17 protein-coding genes are annotated in these 21342 nt (G+C 45.2%); 2 read left to right on the top strand and 15 right to left on the bottom strand.

Annotated features, from left to right (window positions below):
• Positions 1-16 precede the first annotated feature (16 nt).
• From VST71_08150 to VST71_08120, 7 genes are all read right to left on the bottom strand, one after another.
• Positions 17-1441 (bottom strand): glycosyltransferase family 2 protein, encoded by a 1425-nt coding sequence (locus VST71_08150; protein MEC4685688.1) that lies wholly within the window; start codon positions 1439-1441, stop codon positions 17-19.
• A 10-nt stretch (positions 1442-1451) separates the two neighbouring features.
• Positions 1452-2654, bottom strand: coding sequence for a Wzz/FepE/Etk N-terminal domain-containing protein (locus VST71_08145; GenBank protein ID MEC4685687.1), 1203 nt, complete (start codon positions 2652-2654; stop codon positions 1452-1454).
• Positions 2655-2965: 311 nt separating this feature from the next.
• Positions 2966-3892, bottom strand: a complete 927-nt coding sequence (locus VST71_08140) for a glycosyltransferase (GenBank protein MEC4685686.1) — start codon at positions 3890-3892, stop codon at positions 2966-2968.
• On the bottom strand, positions 3885-5003 hold the full coding sequence (gene glf / locus VST71_08135; protein ID MEC4685685.1) for a UDP-galactopyranose mutase: 1119 nt from the start codon (positions 5001-5003) through the stop codon (positions 3885-3887). Before glf ends, VST71_08140 begins: the two co-directional genes overlap by 8 nt.
• Positions 5000-5995, bottom strand: a complete 996-nt coding sequence (gene galE / locus VST71_08130) for a UDP-glucose 4-epimerase GalE (GenBank protein ID MEC4685684.1) — start codon at positions 5993-5995, stop codon at positions 5000-5002. The genes glf and galE overlap by 4 nt, the downstream gene beginning before the upstream one ends.
• Complete coding sequence (locus VST71_08125) at positions 5992-6957, bottom strand: UDP-glucuronic acid decarboxylase family protein (protein ID MEC4685683.1); 966 nt, start codon at positions 6955-6957, stop codon at positions 5992-5994. The genes galE and VST71_08125 overlap by 4 nt, the downstream gene beginning before the upstream one ends.
• A gap of 47 nt (positions 6958-7004) precedes the next feature.
• Complete coding sequence (locus VST71_08120; protein MEC4685682.1) at positions 7005-8969, bottom strand: SLBB domain-containing protein; 1965 nt, start codon at positions 8967-8969, stop codon at positions 7005-7007.
• Positions 8970-9346: 377 nt separating this feature from the next.
• Here VST71_08120 and VST71_08115 point away from each other — a divergent pair, with 377 nt between their 5' ends.
• Both VST71_08115 and thiE read left to right on the top strand, forming a co-directional pair.
• Entirely contained in the window at positions 9347-9919 is a 573-nt protein-coding gene (locus tag VST71_08115; protein MEC4685681.1) for a hypothetical protein, read from the top strand.
• The gene (gene thiE / locus VST71_08110; protein ID MEC4685680.1) at positions 9912-10547 is read left to right on the top strand and encodes a thiamine phosphate synthase; all 636 of its coding nucleotides are present in this window, start codon (positions 9912-9914) and stop codon (positions 10545-10547) included. Before VST71_08115 ends, thiE begins: the two co-directional genes overlap by 8 nt.
• Here the strand turns inward: thiE and VST71_08105 are convergent.
• The 8 genes from VST71_08105 to VST71_08070 form a co-directional block, all read right to left on the bottom strand.
• A complete protein-coding gene (locus VST71_08105) occupies positions 10525-11697 on the bottom strand; it encodes a cation:proton antiporter (GenBank protein ID MEC4685679.1) in 1173 nt (390 codons plus the stop codon). The genes thiE and VST71_08105 overlap by 23 nt on opposite strands.
• Before the next feature lie 3 nt (positions 11698-11700).
• Positions 11701-13164, bottom strand: a complete 1464-nt coding sequence (locus tag VST71_08100) for a TrkA family potassium uptake protein (protein ID MEC4685678.1) — start codon at positions 13162-13164, stop codon at positions 11701-11703.
• Entirely contained in the window at positions 13161-14129 is a 969-nt protein-coding gene (gene hemH, locus VST71_08095) for a ferrochelatase (protein MEC4685677.1), read from the bottom strand. Before hemH ends, VST71_08100 begins: the two co-directional genes overlap by 4 nt.
• Positions 14130-14284: 155 nt before the next feature.
• Entirely contained in the window at positions 14285-15496 is a 1212-nt protein-coding gene (gene extI / locus VST71_08090) for a selenite/tellurite reduction operon porin ExtI (GenBank protein ID MEC4685676.1), read from the bottom strand.
• Between the two features lie 54 nt (positions 15497-15550).
• Positions 15551-17242: a selenite/tellurite reduction operon rhodanese-like protein ExtH gene (gene extH / locus VST71_08085; GenBank protein MEC4685675.1), complete on the bottom strand. Its 1692-nt coding sequence runs from the start codon at positions 17240-17242 to the stop codon at positions 15551-15553.
• A 267-nt stretch (positions 17243-17509) separates the two neighbouring features.
• Positions 17510-18955 (bottom strand): radical SAM protein, encoded by a 1446-nt coding sequence (locus tag VST71_08080; GenBank protein ID MEC4685674.1) that lies wholly within the window; start codon positions 18953-18955, stop codon positions 17510-17512.
• Positions 18956-18986: 31 nt separating this feature from the next.
• Positions 18987-20369 (bottom strand): FAD-dependent oxidoreductase, encoded by a 1383-nt coding sequence (locus VST71_08075; protein ID MEC4685673.1) that lies wholly within the window; start codon positions 20367-20369, stop codon positions 18987-18989.
• A 257-nt stretch (positions 20370-20626) separates the two neighbouring features.
• Entirely contained in the window at positions 20627-21097 is a 471-nt protein-coding gene (locus VST71_08070) for a universal stress protein (protein ID MEC4685672.1), read from the bottom strand.
• Positions 21098-21342: the final 245 nt, after the last annotated feature.

The raw sequence follows: 21342 nt of genomic DNA, 5'->3' as shown, positions 1-21342 counted from the left end.
AAGAGGTTGACCCAGATTATATGTTCTTAACAATCTTAACCCTGTAACGGAGGCTGACTATCAAGACAAGTGGAAATACAATTAATGAAGTTATATTACCAAGAATGGTCAATAAAAAAAGTTTCCATGACTGGATACGCGATTCAAAAAAAAGCTTCCTGTCTTCATCAAATGCATAGACGTTTTTTACTGCATAGTTTACATTACCAAAAGTTCCCGTTCCTCCCCCAGGAGAAGTAACCGCAAAGTCAAACTTTTCTCTTATAAGGCTAATTAACGTCCTGAAATATCCGAATTTTTTACTCGCATCAAGAACTTTGATCTCCTCCACGTCAACGTCTGAAAACAGATACATACGCTCCTTTGCAATCAGCAAACAGATATGGGGATTCTCCACCTCATGTCGAATTTTTTGAATTATCTTTTCAGTTAATGCCCTGTTGCCCGGCGGTATTATTATAAAGCGTTTATAGTTTGAGACATCTTGAATATAACGTCTGGTATCCTGGGGCAGTTCAATTTGATAATCATATCGTCCCCACTTGTTACGGAAAAAATCGATAAGAGGTAATGTATAAACCTTTGCTATTTCGGGGTTTCCGGTAATCCAGAAAAAACAAGCTTTCTTTATGGGTCTTCGCATACAATGAAATAATGATAGAATCCGGTTGGATTTCTGTGCATGCTTGCTGAACATGAGCAACAAGTTTCTGAATTTATAATATGCACTGGAAGGGGACCACCCTTCTTTTTCGCTGTATGCCGGGTGAAAAGTAATCGATCGATTCACGGCCACAACCCGATATCCGTGGCGTTTAAATGTAATTCCCCAGTCCATATCGTCACATATAATAAAGTATCGGCTATCCATAAGCCCTATGTTTCTGACCGCTTCAACTCTCACCAGGGCTGAACAGACAGAAACGTAACCAACATCATAGTAATCCTTCAAGTCATTCCTGTCAGGAATATTTTTCATCAACGGCCTGTAAATCCCTCGCTTCCAGTCTATATTTGCACCAAGCTCTACAATAAAGCCGGGCCTCTCCGGATTCATTATCTTGGAGCCGGCAATCCCTATCTTGGAATCCGACTCTGCAACCTTAAGAAGTTCTCTCAATGTTGAGGGCTCGACCTGGGTATCGTTATCAAGCAGCCAGATATAATCAAACTCTCCCATATCCCCCTGCAGGATATAACGAAGCCCGGTATTAAAGCCGCCGGTACCACCAAGGTTTTCCTTGTTTTGCACTACTGTTACTTCCGGATACCCCTCTCTTACAGCTTCTACTGAACCATCCGTAGAGGCATTATCCACAACAAGTGTTTTGCATTGGTCGCAGTCAAAGCTCCGCAATGAACTGAGCAGGTTAAGAACATCTGTCTTTTTATTCCAGTTGACAACAAGAATTGCGACTTTAGGAAGTAACTGTTTCAGCATAATGTATCCTTCACTTGCCGGACTTTATCGATAAAGCTTTCTTTAACCTTTCAAGCTTGACTCTATGTACAGGGTCTTTTGAAACTTTCTCTATATACTCCATGAGAAACGTCAGGAAAATGGAGAACAGGAATCCTGCCAAAGCAGCAAGAATAACCATGCGCCTTCTTTTAGGTTCAACCCGTTTCTCCGGAGGGATTGCCTTCTCTAATACCTGAATCATCACCGGATCCCTTCCTTCATCAAGTCTTGCTGCTTCATACTGCTTCAGGAAGAGGTTATATAACTCTTCGGCAAAGTTAAGATTCCGGAGCTTTCTTATATACTCAATACTCACTTCCGGCATTCCTTCAGTAGACATCAGATGGTCATATCCTTTTCCCTTCCCTGTCTCAAGTTTCTTTAATTCTGATCGCAAGGCCTGCAACGCTGCTTCAAGCCTCTGAAGATCAGGGTTGTCAGGAGCAGAGTAAGTTTTCATAACACTGAGTTGCACCTCTTTTTCCGCAATCTTTGCCCTCATGCCTGAAATAGCTGATATAACAGCCTTTGCCTGGGCATCAAGCTTTAAGGCTCCGGTCTTTGCCTTAAAACTTGCCATATCCTGTTCAGCGTTTATTAGCAGTTCTTTCGTCTCCCTAAGACGCTCTCCAAAGAAAACCCGGCGTTGTGCTGCCTCGGTAATTGCAAGCCTCCTTGTCAGGTTCTTAAGTTCTTCAACAAGGGCATTTGCTATGTCGGCAGCCAATTGAGGCACTCCATCGTAGACTGAAATGGTTATGATCCCACTCCAACTACTGGATCTGACTTTTACATTTGTAGACAGTTGTTCGCTTGCAGCCACAGCTGTTTCAGTTCCATATAACCGTACCAGATCAAATCGCTCTACAACAGCCTCCATAACAGGCCTGCTCGTGAGCAACGCAATATAAAGTGCATTTGGACTGTTAAGTCCGAATAATCCGGCTGCCGTTCCGGCAGCACTCCCAAACTGGCTCAGAACCTTTGATACCACGGCAGAACTCTCTTGCTGAGGCCGTAATATCCTCGTTTTAGCCATATACCTCTCGGGCATACTCAGGCTTATTGCAGCAGTAATTGCAGCAACGGCAAGCGTAACAACAAGAATTATCTTTTTCCGCTTTAGGGGAACAAGAAGAAGGTCAAGAAGGCTGATACTATCATCTTTTGGTTCAGTTTGCTGTTTCTCCAATCCTTCTCTCCTTTATTACGGAAACTACAACTATTTTGGAAACTGCAACGGAATCCGCTTATGCTGATTGATAGTTGTTGTGGTAACTGAATTCGGGGAATTTCGATACAACCTGAAACTCCTGTGCAGAAAGAGGAACTGCACTTACAGGTCTGCAAAATAAACAAAAAGCCATTAAAATGTATTTGCTTGTCATAAAAAATAATAATAGTTTTTACACGGAAAAGTCAAACTTTCTCACTGAAAAGACTGGATTCCCGCTCAACAAACCGCGGGAATAACGGCTCAATTCTTATATTTATACACAGACTCTATTTAGCACCCCTGATAAGAGATTTTACCTTTTTTTGCAGACTCTGAAAGACAGGCTGCGTGGACCAGAAACTTGCAATGTAAACTTCCTGTATTTTTTCATTTACAACCTTCCTCCTGTTCCTGATCCTGGGCAGGAGTTTTAGAAACAGCAGGGATCCATTTGCAGCATACCAGATATTGGCAATCCCGTCCTTTCTGAATGTCCGCATATTCCAGTATAAGGTTCGGAGAAACAATGAAGGTATTTTTTTCCAGGGAAAATACAGGTAGACTATAGCCAATTCATTCCTCGTAGTAAAAGTTCTTAATCTCTTAAAACTCCTGTGCATTGTTGAAGCACGGTGATTGACAACACATTTTTCAAAGTATTTAATCCCGAATCCAGCATCCAGCACCCTGAGTCCATATTCCCATTCATGGGAGTAGAGGAACATCCAGTCTGCATAACCACCTACCCTGTCTATCACTTCTCTTCTGATTATTGCCCCGGCCCCTATAAACCCTATCCAGTCCTGCAAATGCGTGCGCCTGCCCGTTGTAAACGCACCTCCTATTATCTGACACGCCAATATGCCAATATCCTTGTTCTCCTCCAGAAAAACAACGGCATCCTTCACCCCTTCAACAGGGTGCGAATCATCGTCCAGGACAAGAAAATACTTTCCTGTCCCATTGACAAAACCATAATTCCAGCCTGCAATACCTACATTCTCAGGTATCTTTATGAGCTTGACACCGGGAAACTCCTCCCTGACCATCTCAGCGGTTCCATCACCTGAGGCATTGTCATTGACAATAATCTCTATCTTCTCTTTTGGATAATCAATGTTACCTGAAAGCTCCTGCAATGTTGTCCTTAGATCATCTTTCCTGTTATATGCAAGAATATTGACCGTTAATAATGGCAACTCCGTTTCATTCATAAAAAGACTCCTCAAATGTCTTCAAGGCTCTTGAAATTATCTGGTCCATGTTATAATATTTATATTCTGCCAGCCGTCCAATGAAGGTCACATCCTTTAGTTTTTCAGCTTCTTCCTTGTATTTCATGTAAATATTACTATTTTCATCATTTGGAACGGGATAGTACGGGTCATTGTCACCGGTCTTGTATTCCTGAGGATACTCATATGCAACTGTTGTTTTTTTGCTTTCCGTATTCAGGAAATGTTTATATTCTGTAATTCTCGTATAATCATAATTTTCGGGATAATTTATTTGTGCTACTGACTGAAAGAACTCCTTATCATATGATTTAAAGTTAAAATCCAGACTCCTGTATGAAAGTTCTCCAAACCTGAAGTCGAAAAACTCATCAATGCAGCCGGTGTATACAAGCTTCTCAAATTTTACAGAATCTTTAACTTCCCTGAAATCCGTATTCAGTTCCACCCTTATACGGGAGTTGTCCAGCATCTTTTCTATCACGCTTGTATACCCACTTTCAGGTATTCCCTGATATTTATCCTGAAAATACCTGTCATCCCTGCTGATATAAACAGGCACTCTTGCAGTAACAGATGGATAAAGATTTTCAGGTGTTAAGCCCCACTGCTTTAAAGTGTATCCGAGAAAGACTTTCTCATAAATATAATTTGAAAGGAACTGCAACTCCTTATCATCGAATTCCTTTAATTTAAGAATCGGAATTTTCACATTGTAACCAAAGGTATCAATCAGTTTATTCTCTAATTTAGAAGCCAGTCCAGGCGGAAAGGCTTTATAAAGGGCATTCAGGTTAAAAGGCAACGGTATTTCAAGACCGTCAACTATTGCCCTGACTTTATGAAAATACGGATACCACTCCGTGAATTGACTCAGATAGTCCCAGACCTTTTTATCAGCAGTATGAAAAGCATGCGGGCCATATTTATGTATATATATCCCTTCGCTGTCTTTAAAATCATAGATATTACCGGCTATATGGTCTCTTCTTTCAACAACCAGGACCTCTTTTTTTAGAACATTAGCGATCCTTTCAGCCAGTACGCAACCCGCCAGCCCCGACCCCACTATCAGATACATTTTATCTATTTGTCCTTTCTTTCATGAAATCCTCTATTGAGTTTCTGGTGCCAATCCCAGGCAGTCTCTATTATTTTTCGCAATTCAGAGTATTTTGGTTGCCATCCTAAAACCTCGTTGGTTTTTCGGGCGCTGCCTACAAGCACTGCAGGGTCCCCAGCCCTTCTCGGTGAAGCAATATCCACAATCTCTCTTCCGGTTACCTCTCTTGCAGTCTCTATTACATCTTTTACTGAAAACCCGCTACCATTTCCAAGGTTAAAAACATCGCTCTTTCCTCCGTTTAACAGGTACTCCAATGCCAATATATGTGCATCTGCCAGGTCGGTGACATGTATGTAATCTCTTATACATGTCTTATCAGGCGTAGCATAATCCGTTCCAAAAACCTTTATATTCTCCCTTCGGCCAATAGCTGCATCCAGAACCAGCGGGATCAAATGGGTTTCAGGGTCATGCCATTCGCCAATCTCCTGCTCAGGATCAGCTCCGGCGGCATTAAAGTATCTCAGGGCAACATTTTTCAATCCGTAGGCACTACTGTAATCAGACAGTATCTTTTCAACCATCAATTTACTCCGTCCGTACGGATTTATGGGATTTTGGGGGTGGTCTTCAGTTATGGGCACCTCTACAGGATTGCCATAGGTAGCACAGGTTGATGAAAAAATAAAGCAGTCTACATTAAACTCCTTCATCACCTTTAAAATATTCAAAGTATTGGCTACATTATTTATGTAGTACTTTTGCGGATCTTCAACTGATTCTCCAACATACGCAAATGCTGCAAAATACATTACAGCACTGACAGGATATTCCTTAAAGGCCAGCCTGATCTGTTCGATATCAGACAGGTCTCCCAGGACAAACTCTCCCCATTTGACAAACTCCCTGTGACCATAGATCAAACTATCAAATACCACGGTCTTGTAGCCCCTTTCATTCAGAAGTTTGTTGATATGAGACCCGATATACCCGGCACCACCCGCTATGAGTATCACTCTACATCTCCTGCTATGAGATCTTTAAAATACTTAATAGTCCTCTTTAATCCTTCTTCCATCTGGACAGAGGGCTCCCAATTCAGTTTTTCTTTTGCCAGACTTATATCAGGCTGTCTCTGCCTGGGGTCATCTGCAGGCAACTCTTTAAAGCATATCCTTGACTCTGATCCAGTCAGCTTAATTATCTTTTCTGCAAGTTCAAGTATGGAAAACTCCGCAGGATTACCAAGATTTACAGGTCCGGTAAAATCGTCAGGACTGTTCATGAGTTTCATCAACCCCCCTACAAGGTCATCAACGTAGCAGAAGCTCCTCGTCTGACTTCCGTCGCCATAAACCGTCAGGTCCTCTCCCCGTAAAGCCTGCATTATAAAATTACTTACAACACGGCCATCATTAGGATGCATCCTCGGCCCGCTGGTATTAAATATTCTCGCTACTTTTATACTGAGCTTGTGCTGGCGGTGATAGTCAAAAAAGAGTGTCTCAGCACATCGTTTTCCCTCATCATAACAGGCCCTGAATCCGATGGGATTTACATTTCCCCAATAGGTCTCGGGCTGTGGATGAATTTCAGGGTCTCCATATACTTCACTGGTTGAGGCCTGAAGGATCTTTATCCTGAGCCTCTTTGCAAGGCCAAGCATATTAATAGCGCCGATCACAGATGTTTTTGTTGTCTGAACAGGATCAAACTGGTAGTGTATCGGCGATGCAGGACAGGCAAGGTTGTAAATTTGATCCACCTCGATGTAGAGGGGAAAACATATGTCATGACGCAATGTCTCAAAATAAGGGTTGTTCATAAGATGAGCAATATTTTCCTTGCGACCCGTATAGAAGTTGTCCAAACAGATAACTTCATGACCCTCGCTCAAAAGTCTTTCGCAAAGGTGTGATCCAAGGAAACCGGCGCCACCGGTAACAAGAATACGTTTTACCGAATCATAATGTCTCATTCTTCAAGCCTCCAAAATATAAAGTCCGGGAAAATACCGGCAGGCACTTAAAATGTTGCAATCAGTACTCCAGAGGTTACGGCAATCTGGTACAGAATCTGGGTAATATCCTTAATATTGCGCATCCATGCTATTCTCTCAAGCTTCTCAGGCACAACTATTGTGTCACCCGACTCCACCTGTCCTGCCCCAACATCCCATCTTGAGTATTCACTGTTCCATGAAAGACCCAGGAACCCTCTACTCACCTTCATTGCAGAGCCATTGGCCTTGAGTATATATACATTTCCACCATCGGCATTCTCCGTATAACCACCTGCAAGGGATATATAATACTTGGCATTCCTTCCATTTTCATAAATAAAAGCCGTCTGATTATATACGGAACCAATTACCTGCACTGTCTGTGGATCTGTAGGAATATAGATTGAATCACTGTCTTCAAGCTCTATATCATAAAGTGTTCCTCTGAGTTTATCCGGCAACTCCAACTGGATTGCCACCCTTCCCTTTGCCCTTACAGTTCTGAGCTTTGCAATAAATTGTCTCTTCTGCTCTGTCTCCATTTGCATCAATCTCGCCTCTTTTGAAGAAGCTGCTGTAGCTACCCGTGCCGTCCCCGTACTCAGAAGTTCTCTTTCAAGCCTGTCTATCATCTCCTCAATCTGTTTCTGTTGTAATGCCTCAACACGTTTTCTTGTAAATACCGCTCCCTTCAGAAACGCCTTGCCGGTAAAACCTCCGGCCCTCTCTATCAGGGATGAAAGTCTCTCGCCCTTTTTGATGGTATATGTACCCGGGAACCTGACCTCCCCCTCAATCACCACTGTCTGGTAAAGCCTCCACTCGGGTATGGCGCGGACAAACAGATAGTCGTTCTGTTGCAAAGGGATATTGCTGTCGGGATCCCCTGTCAGGGCCTTCTCAAGGTTGATCAGTATCTTCTCGGTAATTGGTCCTTCACTGGTAATATGTATCCTTGTCAGCTCGGCTTCCTTGTCATATGCATAATACTTAAGCCCTCCCGCCATTGAGATTAGCTCCCTGACGGTCATTGCCGGGCTGAACCCATACTCGCCTTCCCTCTGTACCGCACCGGCAAGCCTCACTATTCTCTCGTCTTTAACGACCTGAAATATCTTTACCACATCCCCTGCCTGCACTGCAATATCTTTATCCCGTATCTTCTGCAGGTCGGATTCAAACACTGTTTGCCGGCTGTTATCAATAATCCGCTCTATTTGCACCCTGCCTTTAAAGGCAACGTCATTTAATCCTCCCGCCATATCTATCAACTGAGCGATGGTGGTCTTACCTTTCAGCTCGTATATGGCAGGATTGTTAACACTACCTGCAATGGCAACAAGGGGTCCAACCGGTTGTATGAATATCACGTCCTCCGGCATTAACCTTATGTCCCTTGTTTTGTCGCCCTTCAACAGGAAATCATACATATCCAAATGGACTACGGTCTTACCGTTTCGCTTTACCTGTATATCCCTCATTGTCCCTGTTTTGCTGGGCCCGCCGGCCTCAAACAGTGCATTTATGAGAGTGGAAAGCGAAGATAGCGTATATGCGCCTGGACTCCGGGCATTACCGACTACGTACACCCTGATGGTTCTCAGTGAACCCATGCTCACATTCATCTCAAACCCTGTATAGTATTTGGAAAACTGCTTATGTAAAAGCCTTCTTAATTCACTGAATTTTAGACCTGAAACGCCAAAAGTTCCAATTTTGGGAATGCTTATATTCCCATCTCTGTCTACCACAAGATCCCACTGTCCTTCCACCATCCCCCAGATAGACACCTTTATCTCATCACCGGGACCGATAACATAACCAGGACCAACAGGCACGTTCCCGACAGGAGCAAATGTTGATGGGGGTCTCCTGAAAAGGTCGTAACCAAACTGCTTGAGATTGGTCGAAACCGTCAGGGAAACCTTTCCTGAAATATACTCCTCAAACTCTGAAGGCTTCTCTGAAGGTTCTTCTACAGGGAGCACAGTCTCCAAGCCCAGTTCCCCCTGTTCGGACGACTGCGACGACTGCAGGGACTGCTGAGGAGGTTGTTTTTTCTCAATTGTCGATGATTGTTGTGATGACTGAGGCGCAGGGGATATCGGAATGGTTTGGAACTCCTGGGCAAATAGCGGAGCTGCACACGCAAAAATGTACAGTAAGGATACGATTATGAAAATATTTTTATATTTCATAAGGTTATTCAATATGTTACTTAAATTATAGTTAAAAAGTCAATGGACGGATGCCCCAAAACGAAAGGGAAAGCATGTAGAATTAACATGTTAAGACTTAACATGTTAATATAGAATTTAAAACCAATCGGGAATACTATATCAAAAAAAACTGGAGGAACACAAGAATGGAGGCTTACAGATATCAGGAGCTGGCATACCTTATAGTGCCGGTGTTCCTGGGAATGGAGTTTTTTATAAGTGCAAGAAATGAAAGAAGAGAACGGCATGAGGCGCCTCTTGGCTCCTATGTTCTTGATTTCTGCGGATTTCTTTTCACCGCCCTTGTCCCTGCTATCTTTTTCTTTACTATATGGGCAATTGAAACCAGGGCCTTCCCTCTGAGGGAAACAACGCTTGCCCGCCTTGACCGCTACGGGGTGATGTTTATGTTTATGGGGGGCTGGTGGCAGGTCTACATGATAGGTGCACTCAGGGCGGGAAGACTGACAGACAGGAGCAGCCCCTTCTATCTCTGGGGACCCTTTTTAGGACTGGGAACATTTATATCACTACTTGTACTCTGGGTCTCACCGTGGAACCTGAAGTGGATATCCACGGGATGGTTCATACTTATATCAATCGTATTGCATCTCATGAAGGTAAAACCAAAAAACATTGCGAGGGTTCTCTGGATACTGACAGGGGTGACCTTCTTTCTTGAAAACATATTCTTTCTGTGGATTGAAACCCTTGTTTAGTACAATGAAGGTTGATTTCAGTCTCTACCTTATAACGGACGGAAGGCAGATGAAGACGCCTTTTTATGAGGGGATCGAAGATGCACTTAAAGGGGGAGTAAAGGCCCTTCAGTTAAGGGAAAAGGACTTTTCCGTGAGACGACTGTATGTGATGGCATGTAAACTTCGGGAGATCACTTCCCGTTATGGAGCGAGGCTCTTTGTCAATGACAGGCTGGATGTAGCACTGTCGGTTGAGGCAGACGGGGTTCACCTTGCAGGGACGAGCTTCCCCCCACGGGCTGTCCGGAAAATCACCGGAGGAAAAATGCTCATTGGCGTATCCACTCACACACTTGAAGAGGCCATCGATGCTGAAAGGGACGGGGCTGATTTTATAACCTTTGGCCCTGTATATGCGACACCTTCAAAGAAAAAATATGGCCCGCCTGTGGGTATCGAAAAGCTGAAGGAAGTGACTGAAAGGGTCTCTATTCCTGTTTTTGGACTTGGGGGAATAAAGATTGAGAGGGTACCGGATGTGATTAAATCAGGTGCACGGGGAGTAGCACTCATCTCTGCCATCCTGTCATCCGACAATATAGAGGAAGAAACTGCAAAACTTATCACATCGGTTGAAGGGGTTTAGGGGAAGGACTCATCCTCCTGCTCACTGCCCTGAAAAGTGAGGGGTAGATTATACTCGAGATTATGGCTGTAAGGATAAGGGAGCCGTTCATCTCGGGCGTCAGCAGCCCCATCCTAACACCGAGAGTGCCTGCCACAACAATCATTGAAAGCGGAGCGGAAAGGATTAAGGACATACCCAGGGCCTCAAGACTGCCCAGTCCCATGAAACGTGCAAGAAACAGTGGAAAGGCGTTGCTCACAAAGACCATCAACGTCAGGAACAGCGAAAAAGAGATACCCTGAAGGGATTTCAGCAATCCCGGATCAAAGTCAGCACCGACACCGATAAAGAAAAACGGAGTAAAAAAACCGAAACCCACGGCATTTATCTTGTCCTCGAATCGTCCCTTGCTCTTAAAGACATAGCTAAAAATGAGGCCTGCCATAAAAGAGCCGAGTATCGGCTCAACACCTGAACCATAGGCGATAAGTGCACCGGCAAAGGCTATGGAGATAACCGCCCTTATACCTTCTTCAACAGGGTCATTGCTCTCCATCACATTCTCAATCCTCTCGGGATGCCACCAGGCAATAACATAAAGTATTCTGAGAAAAACTGCTGCCACACCCAGAAGTAACAGAAGCTTAAGCCCCTCCACTCCTGCCATAACCGTCAGACCCAGACGGTGATATATATCAATACCCGTCAGTACCACTATGGACAGTAGCTCTCCCGTAAGGGCCACCCCTATGACATCCTGACCAATATCCGTCCTTATCATCCCCGACTCCTTAAGCACGGGTATGATAATCCCTGCAGATACTACAGAGACGGCTATTCCGATATAAAAAGAGTAACCCATCTGAATAAATACAAGCGGGGTTAAGAGCAGGGAGAGGGCCGAGATGAGGACATACCAGAAGAACCTTCCCTGCCTCATAAGACCTCTTATATCAAGCTCCATCCCGGCAATAAACATCAGATATATAAACCCTATATCCTTCAGCAGGGAAAACCACTCGGGTTTCCCGGATAAAAAAACGCTGAAGAGGACAATGCCATAGATTATCTCCAGTGCTGCAGAGGGCAGCATAAACTTTCTGGCAAAAAAGGGTATAACGGCTGCGCCGCCAATAACCACAAACATTATAAGGAGTTGTTCACCCATAGTTTACAAAGACTCCTCTACCGGCGGGATCAGCAGTGTGGAGATCGGGGACCTGTTAACGATATGCCATACCACATCCGGGTTCAGCATTAATGAAAACCATCGCCGGGTCTTCCAGCCTCCGGTGTCAACAATCAGGAGGTCATAATCCTTCAAAACCCCGGCTACCGCCTTGACAGGGTTCCCTTTAAGAACAGGAGCTTTAACACTCGACTTGTATACAAGGGCCATATCAGAGATATTCTTCTTCATCTCCTCAAAATCCTTAACCTCTTCCTCGGTAGATATATAACCTGACGGCTCAACAAGCAGTGCTGTTATCTCATTGTTCAAGGACGAGGATATCTCAAAAGCAGTATCCATTACACGCTGAACATCTATCCCCTCAACACAGGGAACAACAACCTTCTCATATGGAAATGTACCGGCTGAAAGAAGGATCGGGCAGACAGCAATTGAGGCAAGGCTGTTCAGAAGGCGCCTTTTTCTGAAATCCGGAGAAACAAGCAGATCCTTTGACAACACAATGAGCCCGTACTCACCCCTTTCTTCCGATATCACACCCTGTATTGCATTGTACGTAGAGAGAACCGTCTCCCTCTCCTCAATGTTTTTAAAACTCTTTCCACTGATAAACTCCCTAAACTTCCCGGACCTCGCCGCTGCCTTTTTTGTATAGATAAAGATTATTTTATCCAGAGGGAAGACGGAAAAGAGATATTCAAGCTCATTGAAAAATCCCTCATCCTCCTTTCCGCTCAGATAGGCAACGGCGGTAGAACCATATTCAAGGGGAAAACGCTGGAAACTAAAGGTAAGTATTTCAGAAACGGTCTTTAAGACTGCCGGGTCTCCGAGTATGATCACCTTGTCCCTGGGTTTCAGCACCCTGTCTTTCCTTGGCATAATAATATTTCCATCCCTGTATATAATCCCTATGCGCCATCTGATAGGTGCAAGTGCACCAATGGGCTTGTTGGCAAGCCTGGAGTTCGGATGGACCTCAACCTCCAGTATTTCGTTTTTGCCAAGGCCGATGGCATGAGCTGCCCTTGATTTCCGTTCAATCCTGTTCCGTATCCCGGTAGCGCTGGCAGTATAGATGTTCTCCACCTCCACTCCAAGCCCCTCAAGTGCCTCGATATTCTCCTGTGTTACACCAACCGAGATGACCCTCTTTGTACTGAAATGCTCTTTCAGGAGACGGGCAACCTCTACATTAACCTTTTCAGTAGTAGTGGTAATTATCACTACATCAGCATCTTCCACACCTGCATCCTCAAGGACCAGTCTGCTGGTGGCATCTCCGGCTATAAACCTGACTTCATCTCCCCTTAGTTTCCTTGCCCTCTCCTGAAGGTCGGGATTCAAGTCAATACATGTTATTTCAAAGTCTCTTGGAAGTTTTTTCAGCAGCTCCCGGCCTATACGGCCAAGGCCGATAATTACAAGCCTGTTACGTTTCATTGAAAACCCTCTGATGCCCTGTGCACAAGGTCTTTCAGCGTTGATATGAATAGCGGACGGGTATTTAACGACTCCACCCTCCCAAGCTCCATCCCGTGTTTTTCCGCCAAGCCCCTGTAAAGGATATCTATCTCGTAGAGTGTCTCCATGTGGTCCGAGACGAAACTAACGGGCACAACCACTATCCTCCTGACGCCCTTCCCAGCAAGCTCAACAATAACCTCATCAGTTGACGGTTCCAGCCATTTAACGGGTCCGCTTTTACTCTGATAACTGATGTGATACGGTGGGACAACCGGCATCCCGGTCCTCAGTCTCCTGATAACAGCCTTCACAGTCCCTTTAATCTCATTTACATACGGATCTCCCTCCTCAATAAAACTCACCGGCAGGCTGTGAGCGCTGAAAAGCAAGTGCACTCCGTCCGTCTCATGCCCCTTCAGTTCCATCCTTATAGTCTCCACCAGAGCGTCAATGTAAAGTGGATGGTCATACCATGAGCTTATGAACGTGGATTCTAATCCGAACTTTCCGGCCGCCCTGCCAAATTGCTCTCTTGTAGAGCCGGTGGTTGCCCTTGAGTAATGGGGGTAGAGACTGAGGCCGATGAGTCGCCTGATACCGTCTTTGCAGGCCTGCCTGACTGAATCTTCAATAAAGGGATGCCAGTATCGCATACCAACGTATACGCTGAAATCCCCCTCACCCCTGAGCGCCTCCCGTAGTGTATCAGCCTGCTGCCCGGTAATTCTCAGAATAGAAGATGCACCACCTATCTGCGCATATGCCTCTTTCGTCCTTTTTGCCCTGAGTCCGGATATGAGCCACGCAAGGGGTTTCTGCATAAAGGCCGGGCCAAGTGGAATAATATCCCTGTCTGAAAAGAGATTGTAAAGGAAGGGTCTGACAGCCCCCGGACTGTCGGGCCCGCCAAGGTTAAGCAGAATAACACCTGTCTTCTTCATATATGGATTATATAATTTCAGAAGCCACCGTGTAAAAGATTCAACTCAGATACATACTCTTCAGTCCAAAAGCGGACCCATAAAAAAGGCGGCACATTCAGTTGAATGTGCCGCCTTTTGAAAAGCAGTACCTGATTGTTGGACTTCCTGTTCCTTTACAGCAGGAGCTGGAGCATTACTCTCAGGGTATTGAAATCTTCGGTCTTGACGTTCCTTACAGTGCCTTCCTTTTCAAAATCAGTCATGGCGTATTCAGCACTGAGCCTTAACTTCTGACCTTTTATGTAATAATTGATACCAGGTGCTATCCACGTTAAATCCTGGTCTTCCTGCTCATTAAGCTTCGCATACTTCCAGTTTTCATACCGGCCGTAGAACTGCACCCTTCCTATCCATATCTTCATGGGAAGGAGATAGCCTGCCTTTACATAGTACCCATTTCTCTCTCCGTACATTCCCGTAGCCTTCGGATCCGGGTCAAAACCCTTGTATGCATCATCGAAACTGACATCGAGATATGCACCTGAAAGGGTAAATGCGCCGACAGGCGTGGGATACTCAAAGAAACCGTCCACTGTCCATGTTACGTTATCCTTGGCGTCGGTCTTTGCACCAAGATTGCCATAAATGACATCCGGCTCATATTGCATACCACCACCTATGGTCAGCACTTTTTTCATACCGCGGTAGGTGCCGAAGTAAACAATTGATGCCTCGGGTTTTAAAAGGGACAGGTGGAGTCTGCCAGTGTAACGCAGGGAGCTTTTAGGTGTATTTATATCCTCCCTGCCCTCCATGATACCTATCCTGTACTGAAGTCTCTTATTGACAAAATTTCCCCAAGCAACTATACCCACGTCCCTTGATGCTGCAAAGGGGTTGTAGATAAAGAGGGAGCGGTCAATACTGAGCGGATCAAAACAACCCTCGTTGTTCTCCCTTGTAAGGGGATCCTTGGTCAAACCTACCCTCAACCTGAGGGACTTTGCTATCTTGAACTTCATAAAGGCATCGAGCATATCAAGCCTGGTTGACGGTGCATCAGCAACATTCAGGTCATTGATCAACCTGGGGCCTTTATGCTCAATCTGTATTACAAACCCTACGTTCCTGTTCAGCTGACCGGAGAAATTGAACCTGTTCCTTTTAAAGTAGAAGTCAACTGTATCGTCAGTGCCGTCAGGGCCTGAACCTGTATCGCGCCATACACCGTAAAACTGCGAAAAATAACTGATCCTGAGCGATAATCCCCTCTTACCCTTTATCTTCACACCGGCCTGGGCTGAATCCACAGCCATGCCGAGCACAAAGACAAAGACCAGGGCCAAAACCGAGAAGAGCCCAAGTTTCTTCCTTATATCTCTCATGAGTAACTCCTCCTTATTACCTGATTGTTATGACTTTTAAGTTCCACTGCCTGCTTAATATCCGCCTGAATCACCGCCGCCTCCGGCACCACCGCCGCCAGGACCCTCAACAGCACATATCTCCTCATCCGTCCTGTTGACATTGTCTGCATTAGGGATAAAGGAATTGGCCAGAATTGACTCAACATTTGCGTTATATGTAACAGCCTCGGACAACCATGAAGTAGTCCCTGCAGGCACGAATGCAACGGCATCAGCAGGAATATAAGTACCTGCAGTTGCTTCATCGGTCACAGTCACATCCTCTGAACCGCCTGCGTCAAAGGTATATGTCCCCAGCTTGTACCACATTCCACCGTTCTGAGTTAAATTAACATCTGGTGTCACCGTATCAGTTGTACCGCTGTGAGTAACAGTAAACTTGGCATCCGTTTCATAAACGGGCTTTGCAGTATGCCAGACATAAACATCATAATCTCCAGCCGAGGACAAAGCAGGAGTCCATGTGGCTGAATTGGCGCCAGTCCCCGCTTCGATATACCTGAAGTTTGAACCGTAATAATCACCATTGCCGGCGCTTGTTGAGGTGCTCCAGGTACCAACTACGGAAAAGCCGGAATCGGTATTGTCAACAACTACAGCATCTGATATATCTTTCAATTCCTTGTCTGTTATCCATGAAGAGCCTGCATCAAGGGCTCCGTACTGTGCAGTCATCTGCCCCCACTCTATCCATGCACCGTCGTAGAGTTTCACAGGATAGTTCAGCACACCGTCGAGCGCCAGGAATGTAATCGCAGCCCTCCAGCTTGTACGGCAGTAAGGATAAGCTGTTGTGGTTCCGTTCACACCAATGGCATCCATTGCAGCCTCCAGGTCCGTACCAGACAGAAGCTTTCCGTCACTATCCAAAAGGTTAGTATATTCCATCCATTCTGCACCTCTTATATGTCCTTCAAAGGCAACATACTCTCCAGAGCTGGCACCAGCAGAGCCAGGAGTTGAGTTTGTATTACCGCTATATTCAGCGTTGCTCCTTGTATCTATCACCACTGTCTTATCATCAGTGTCTTTAGCCACATTTATCATATCCTCAAGTGGTGCCCTGAACCTGTCGGGGTACTGCTTCAGGTAGCAGACACTGTAGGTGGAAGCTTCCGGCGCTGTGGGGGTTTCAAACTCAAGGCGATAACCGGCATCCGCCCATGTGGTATCAACAAACCCGTCCAGTACCCTCAGCTTGCTCCTCGGAAATCCCCAATAACGGAAATTATAGTATGCCCTTGAAGTATTCATGAATGAAAAGTTACCACTCGGACCGGTTAAGACGATCAGCGTGCCTCCGTCTATACCTGTCTTCTGTATAACCCCATCCATCTGGGCCTTTGTGGCAACCATATCGATTGTCATACTTACCCCATCAGACCTGTCAGCCTTGATGTCACCATAACCGACCAACTGAGAACCGGGTATGTGGCCGGCATCGTACTGGTCCTGTGTGCCTACAAAGAGCACAACCACCTTGTTGTTACCGTAGATATCACCGGGATAACCATTATCCAGCCAGTTTTTGAGTGTAAGTGGACTTATCATGACAGTATCCGTATATTTCACCCGTGCTGCGGCTATTTCTTCAGAAGTATCATAATCTTTTGCACAGCTGAACAAAAACAAAGAAACCGTCAGTATCATAAGAACCGATACCAGGGATATCGAAAGACTTTTTTTACGTTTTAGAAAACTCATTCTCCCCTTTGCCTCCTTTTCGTTTAAAATTTATGGTACGAGGTTGAGCCACTCACTCCACATCCGCTGTATCTGCTGCCTTCTATCACCTCCCCTTCATAAATACTGCTTGAATTGTTCATGCCTTACGAGGATACCTTAACTGTATGCCGGACAATTATAACCTAAACCAAATGGTTTTTGTCGCCTGCCCCTGAAACTCCGGGACTCCTGCAGTACCCCCTCTTTTTAATCCGGTTTTCTCTTCCCTCCCGGATTAAAAACCCCTTACGAAACACCCTTATCCTTGCGGAATATATCTCCTTTTACCCACAGCCAGAAGAGACTCTTTGCTCCCTGGAGAGCGGCCTTCAGATCATCCATTGTCCTCATCCGCAGTATCCGTCCCCAAATATACTTCGGCCTCGAATAGAATTTTTTGAAAGCCAACTGCCGCAGCTTCCATATCTCATCCCTGGTCATGGTATAGGGAACGAATGCCGCACCCTGATAAGTAAAGTCACTGGAGTCTGTCGACATTGTCCCGTACTTCTCTATATTGTCGTAAAGCTCGGAGCCCGGAAAAGGTGTGAGCGCGTGAAAATTGGCCACATCAGGGTCTATTTCACAGGCAAATTCTATGGTCTTGAGCCCGTCCTCGTACGTCTGCCCCGGTATGCCGAAAAGGAAAGGAGTAAGTACCTTTAATCCAACCTCCTTGGCTGTCTTGACTGCCTTACGCGTCTGTTCAAGAGTAATCCCCTTTTTGATGGCATTAAGATTCTTCTGCACCCCGCTCTCCGCCCCAAACAGAATGGACCAGCACCCTGCCTCCTTAAAAGCCTCAAGAAGCGGTCTGTCCACCTGGCTGACACATGCAGAGGCAAACCATGTAAAATCAAGTTTACGCGCCTTGATCTCCTTTGCTATCTGCATTGCCCTGTCGTAATTTGCTGCAAGGGTATCATCTATGAATTTTATCTCGCGGTACCCCTGCTTCAGACACAATTCTATTTCCTCCATCACATTCTCTACACTGCGGTATCTGACTCCACTCTTGCGGGTCTTGTCTATCTGAAAACAGAAGAGGCACTTACGGTTACACCCCCTGGAAGTTATCATTACCGCCACAGGCTTCCTCTTGTATGTAGCCGGGGGTGGAACGTATTTGATTGCTCCCTCGCCCAAGAGGTCTCTTGCAGGAAAGGGAAGGCTGTCAAGGTCCTCGAGAAGGGGTCTCAGCGGGTTCTTCCTTATCTCCCCACCCTCACGGTACACCACACCAAGAACCCCTTCCATTCCCTTACCCTCAGATAATCTCTCCATCATCTCTACCAGGGTATGCTCACCCTCACCCGTCACCACTGCATCAAGCCAATCGCAATCCTCAAGGCATTTTTCCTGCATTGCAATCGGATAAGGGCCACCAACGCAGACAAATATATTTTTATCTATCTCCTTTATGGCCCTGGCTGCTTCCTTTGCCTTCTTCCATCCAAATGTAGTTGAATAGAGCCCCACAATATCCGGTCTCTCTTTTTCGATTTCCTTCATTATCTCTGCATTGCGCATAAAAGCGCCGTTGAGAAACCTCACCTCATGTCCTGCCTGCCTCACAGATGCAGCAATATAGAGCAGGCCCAGGGGCTGCCAGTAGTTAATCTGGGATCCCGCCGTCTTTGCTGAAAATATGTCCTCAGGCAACCATGCCGGTACTACAAGAAAACACTTCATATCAATTCACCGTTATTACACACCTTTTTTTTCACTCTAACACCTTCTTGCCTAATATTTCTTCAGCTACCTCAATCCCCGACTCTATGGCACGGTCCATATTATAGTACTTGAACAGACCGCCTCTGCCGATAGGACGAAGGTTCTTGAAGTTCTTCAGATATTGCAGGATCTTCTCGTAAGGCTCCCTGTATCCGACTTCCATAAGTGGATATGCCTTTGCCGCCCTCACCACAGAACTGTCTATGACCTCGTTTTTATTAATAAAGCCCAGCTTCTCAAGATTCTCTACTGTAATGGCTGTAAGCTCCTCATCACTTGAGTTCCATATCTTATCACCCTTAAAGCAGAAAAACTCTGCCACTACATGTGTCTTCCCTTCCGGGGCCATATAGGGACTCCAGTTCCTTGGTTCATGTATCCTTCCCAGGGGCATGTCTTTCTCGGGAAAATATAACCATGTCAGGTCGGTCACCTTTTCACGGTCGAGCATTACCGTCACAATTACAATATCCCTGTATCTTAATTTAGAGGCAGCTTCCATTATATCGGCTGGAGCAGCAGGATGAAGCATCTTCGCAAGGTGTGTCAGCGGAACACTCGAAATAAATTCCTTGCCCTCAATATCATACTGTTTTCCGTTGTTATCAACCGTTATGCTGCTTACATTAAAGTTTTCATGATTAACCTTGATTACCCTTGTTTCAGTCAATACGGAACTACCTGCTTCCTCTATGCCTTCTTTCAAGTTATCAGAAAGCTGACCGATTCCATATGGGGGATAGATAAACTCATCCGCGAGAGTTTTTATACTTTTTCCACTGACCTTGGTAAAACCATTCTTTATGGCCTCCCAAAGAGAAAGACCTTTTATTCTTTCAGAGACCCATTCCTGACTTATGCTTTTGCAATCAATCCCCCAGACCTTTTCACTGTACTCTTTGAAATACAGGTCAAACATCTTGCGGCCAAACTGACTCACTACCCAGTCTTCAAGAGAGATTATCTCGGGCGGCTTTAGTACATTTTTGATCTTCTCCTTCCAGTAGTCCAGGAGTATCTGCAGGCTGGTCAAAATACCAAGACCGAACATGGCATTTACGGGCTTCAACGGATAATCGAAATACCTGCCGAACATATATATCTGACTGGTTCTCATTACCTTAAGAAATTCACCTTTCAGGAGTTCATTAACGAAACGTTCCAACGACCTGTTGTGAGTTATGAATCTGTGTCCTCCAAGGTCAAACATAAACCCATTATGCTTGTATGTCTTTGATAGTCCACCAACTGTAGAATCCCCCTCTGCTACCAACACCTTTTTCCCCTCCCTGGACAAAACATATCCTGCTGAAAGCCCTGCAAGACCTCCACCAAGAATTACTATACCGTTCTGTTTACTGTTAATATCCAAGTATCGAGCACCTCACTTTTATTATTATTTGATTCAGGATTTAAAGGTTTTGAATAAGACATCTGGAAATCAGAGGGACTACAAAATGTAGTCCCTCTGATATTACGTTTATAAACTATGAGTGGCAACTTATCTTTTTTTACTTTCTTCAGGGAACATTTGAATGATGATTCTCTAAAATTCTTTATGATGCTACCCATGTTTCATTATAACATCCTGCTTTAACAGAATGCTAATCATCGAAAACACATTCAACATTAAAACTTCTGGCCTTTTATGACCAAAACAGGCATGTCTGCCTTTTCGAGCACTTCCCTGCTGATGCTTCCCATGAGCAAGGGCTCGAACCTTTTACCTCTCGATCCGATAACTATCATGTCCACGCCTTCCTCTTCTACAGCGGCGAGAATCTCTTCTGCAGGATGGCCCTCCTTGGTCACGGTCTTTACACTGCCTAACCCATTATCCTCAAGGAGCTTCTTGTAATAATTGAGAATCGTCTGGGCCTTCTTGTCCAGCATTTCCTTATATTCCGTACCCTGTATCGCCTCCTCCAAAGCCTTTATTTCTGACTCACCGAGCATTTCATCCATTAAGAAACTGGCGTCAAACTTTTCTACATACAGAAGCACTATCAATTCAGGACGGCAAACCGAAAACATCTCAACAAACTTTGCAACTGCATTCTTAGAGCCCTTTGTCTCGTTTACAGCAACCAGTATTTTCATAATTCAATTACCTCTGATGAGAAATTTTTATTAAGGGGTTTTTAAAAAAATATCTTTTAGATTACCACACGGCAATCATTGTTTAAAGCGTTATCACCCACCACTGTAGTCAGCAGTATCACCGTAGTCGCCGCTGTCACCGTAGTCGCCGCTGTCACCGTAGTCGCCGCTGTCACCGTAGTCGCCGCTGTCACCGTAGTCGCCGCTGTCACCGTAGTCGCCGCTGTCACCGTAGTCGCCGCTGT

It is taken from the genome of Nitrospirota bacterium, assembly GCA_035873375.1.
Classification (GTDB): domain Bacteria; phylum Nitrospirota; class Thermodesulfovibrionia; order Thermodesulfovibrionales; family JdFR-85; genus BMS3Bbin07.
Note: the sequence above shows the minus strand (reverse complement) of the source record. Positions and strands in the feature narration are given on the sequence as shown.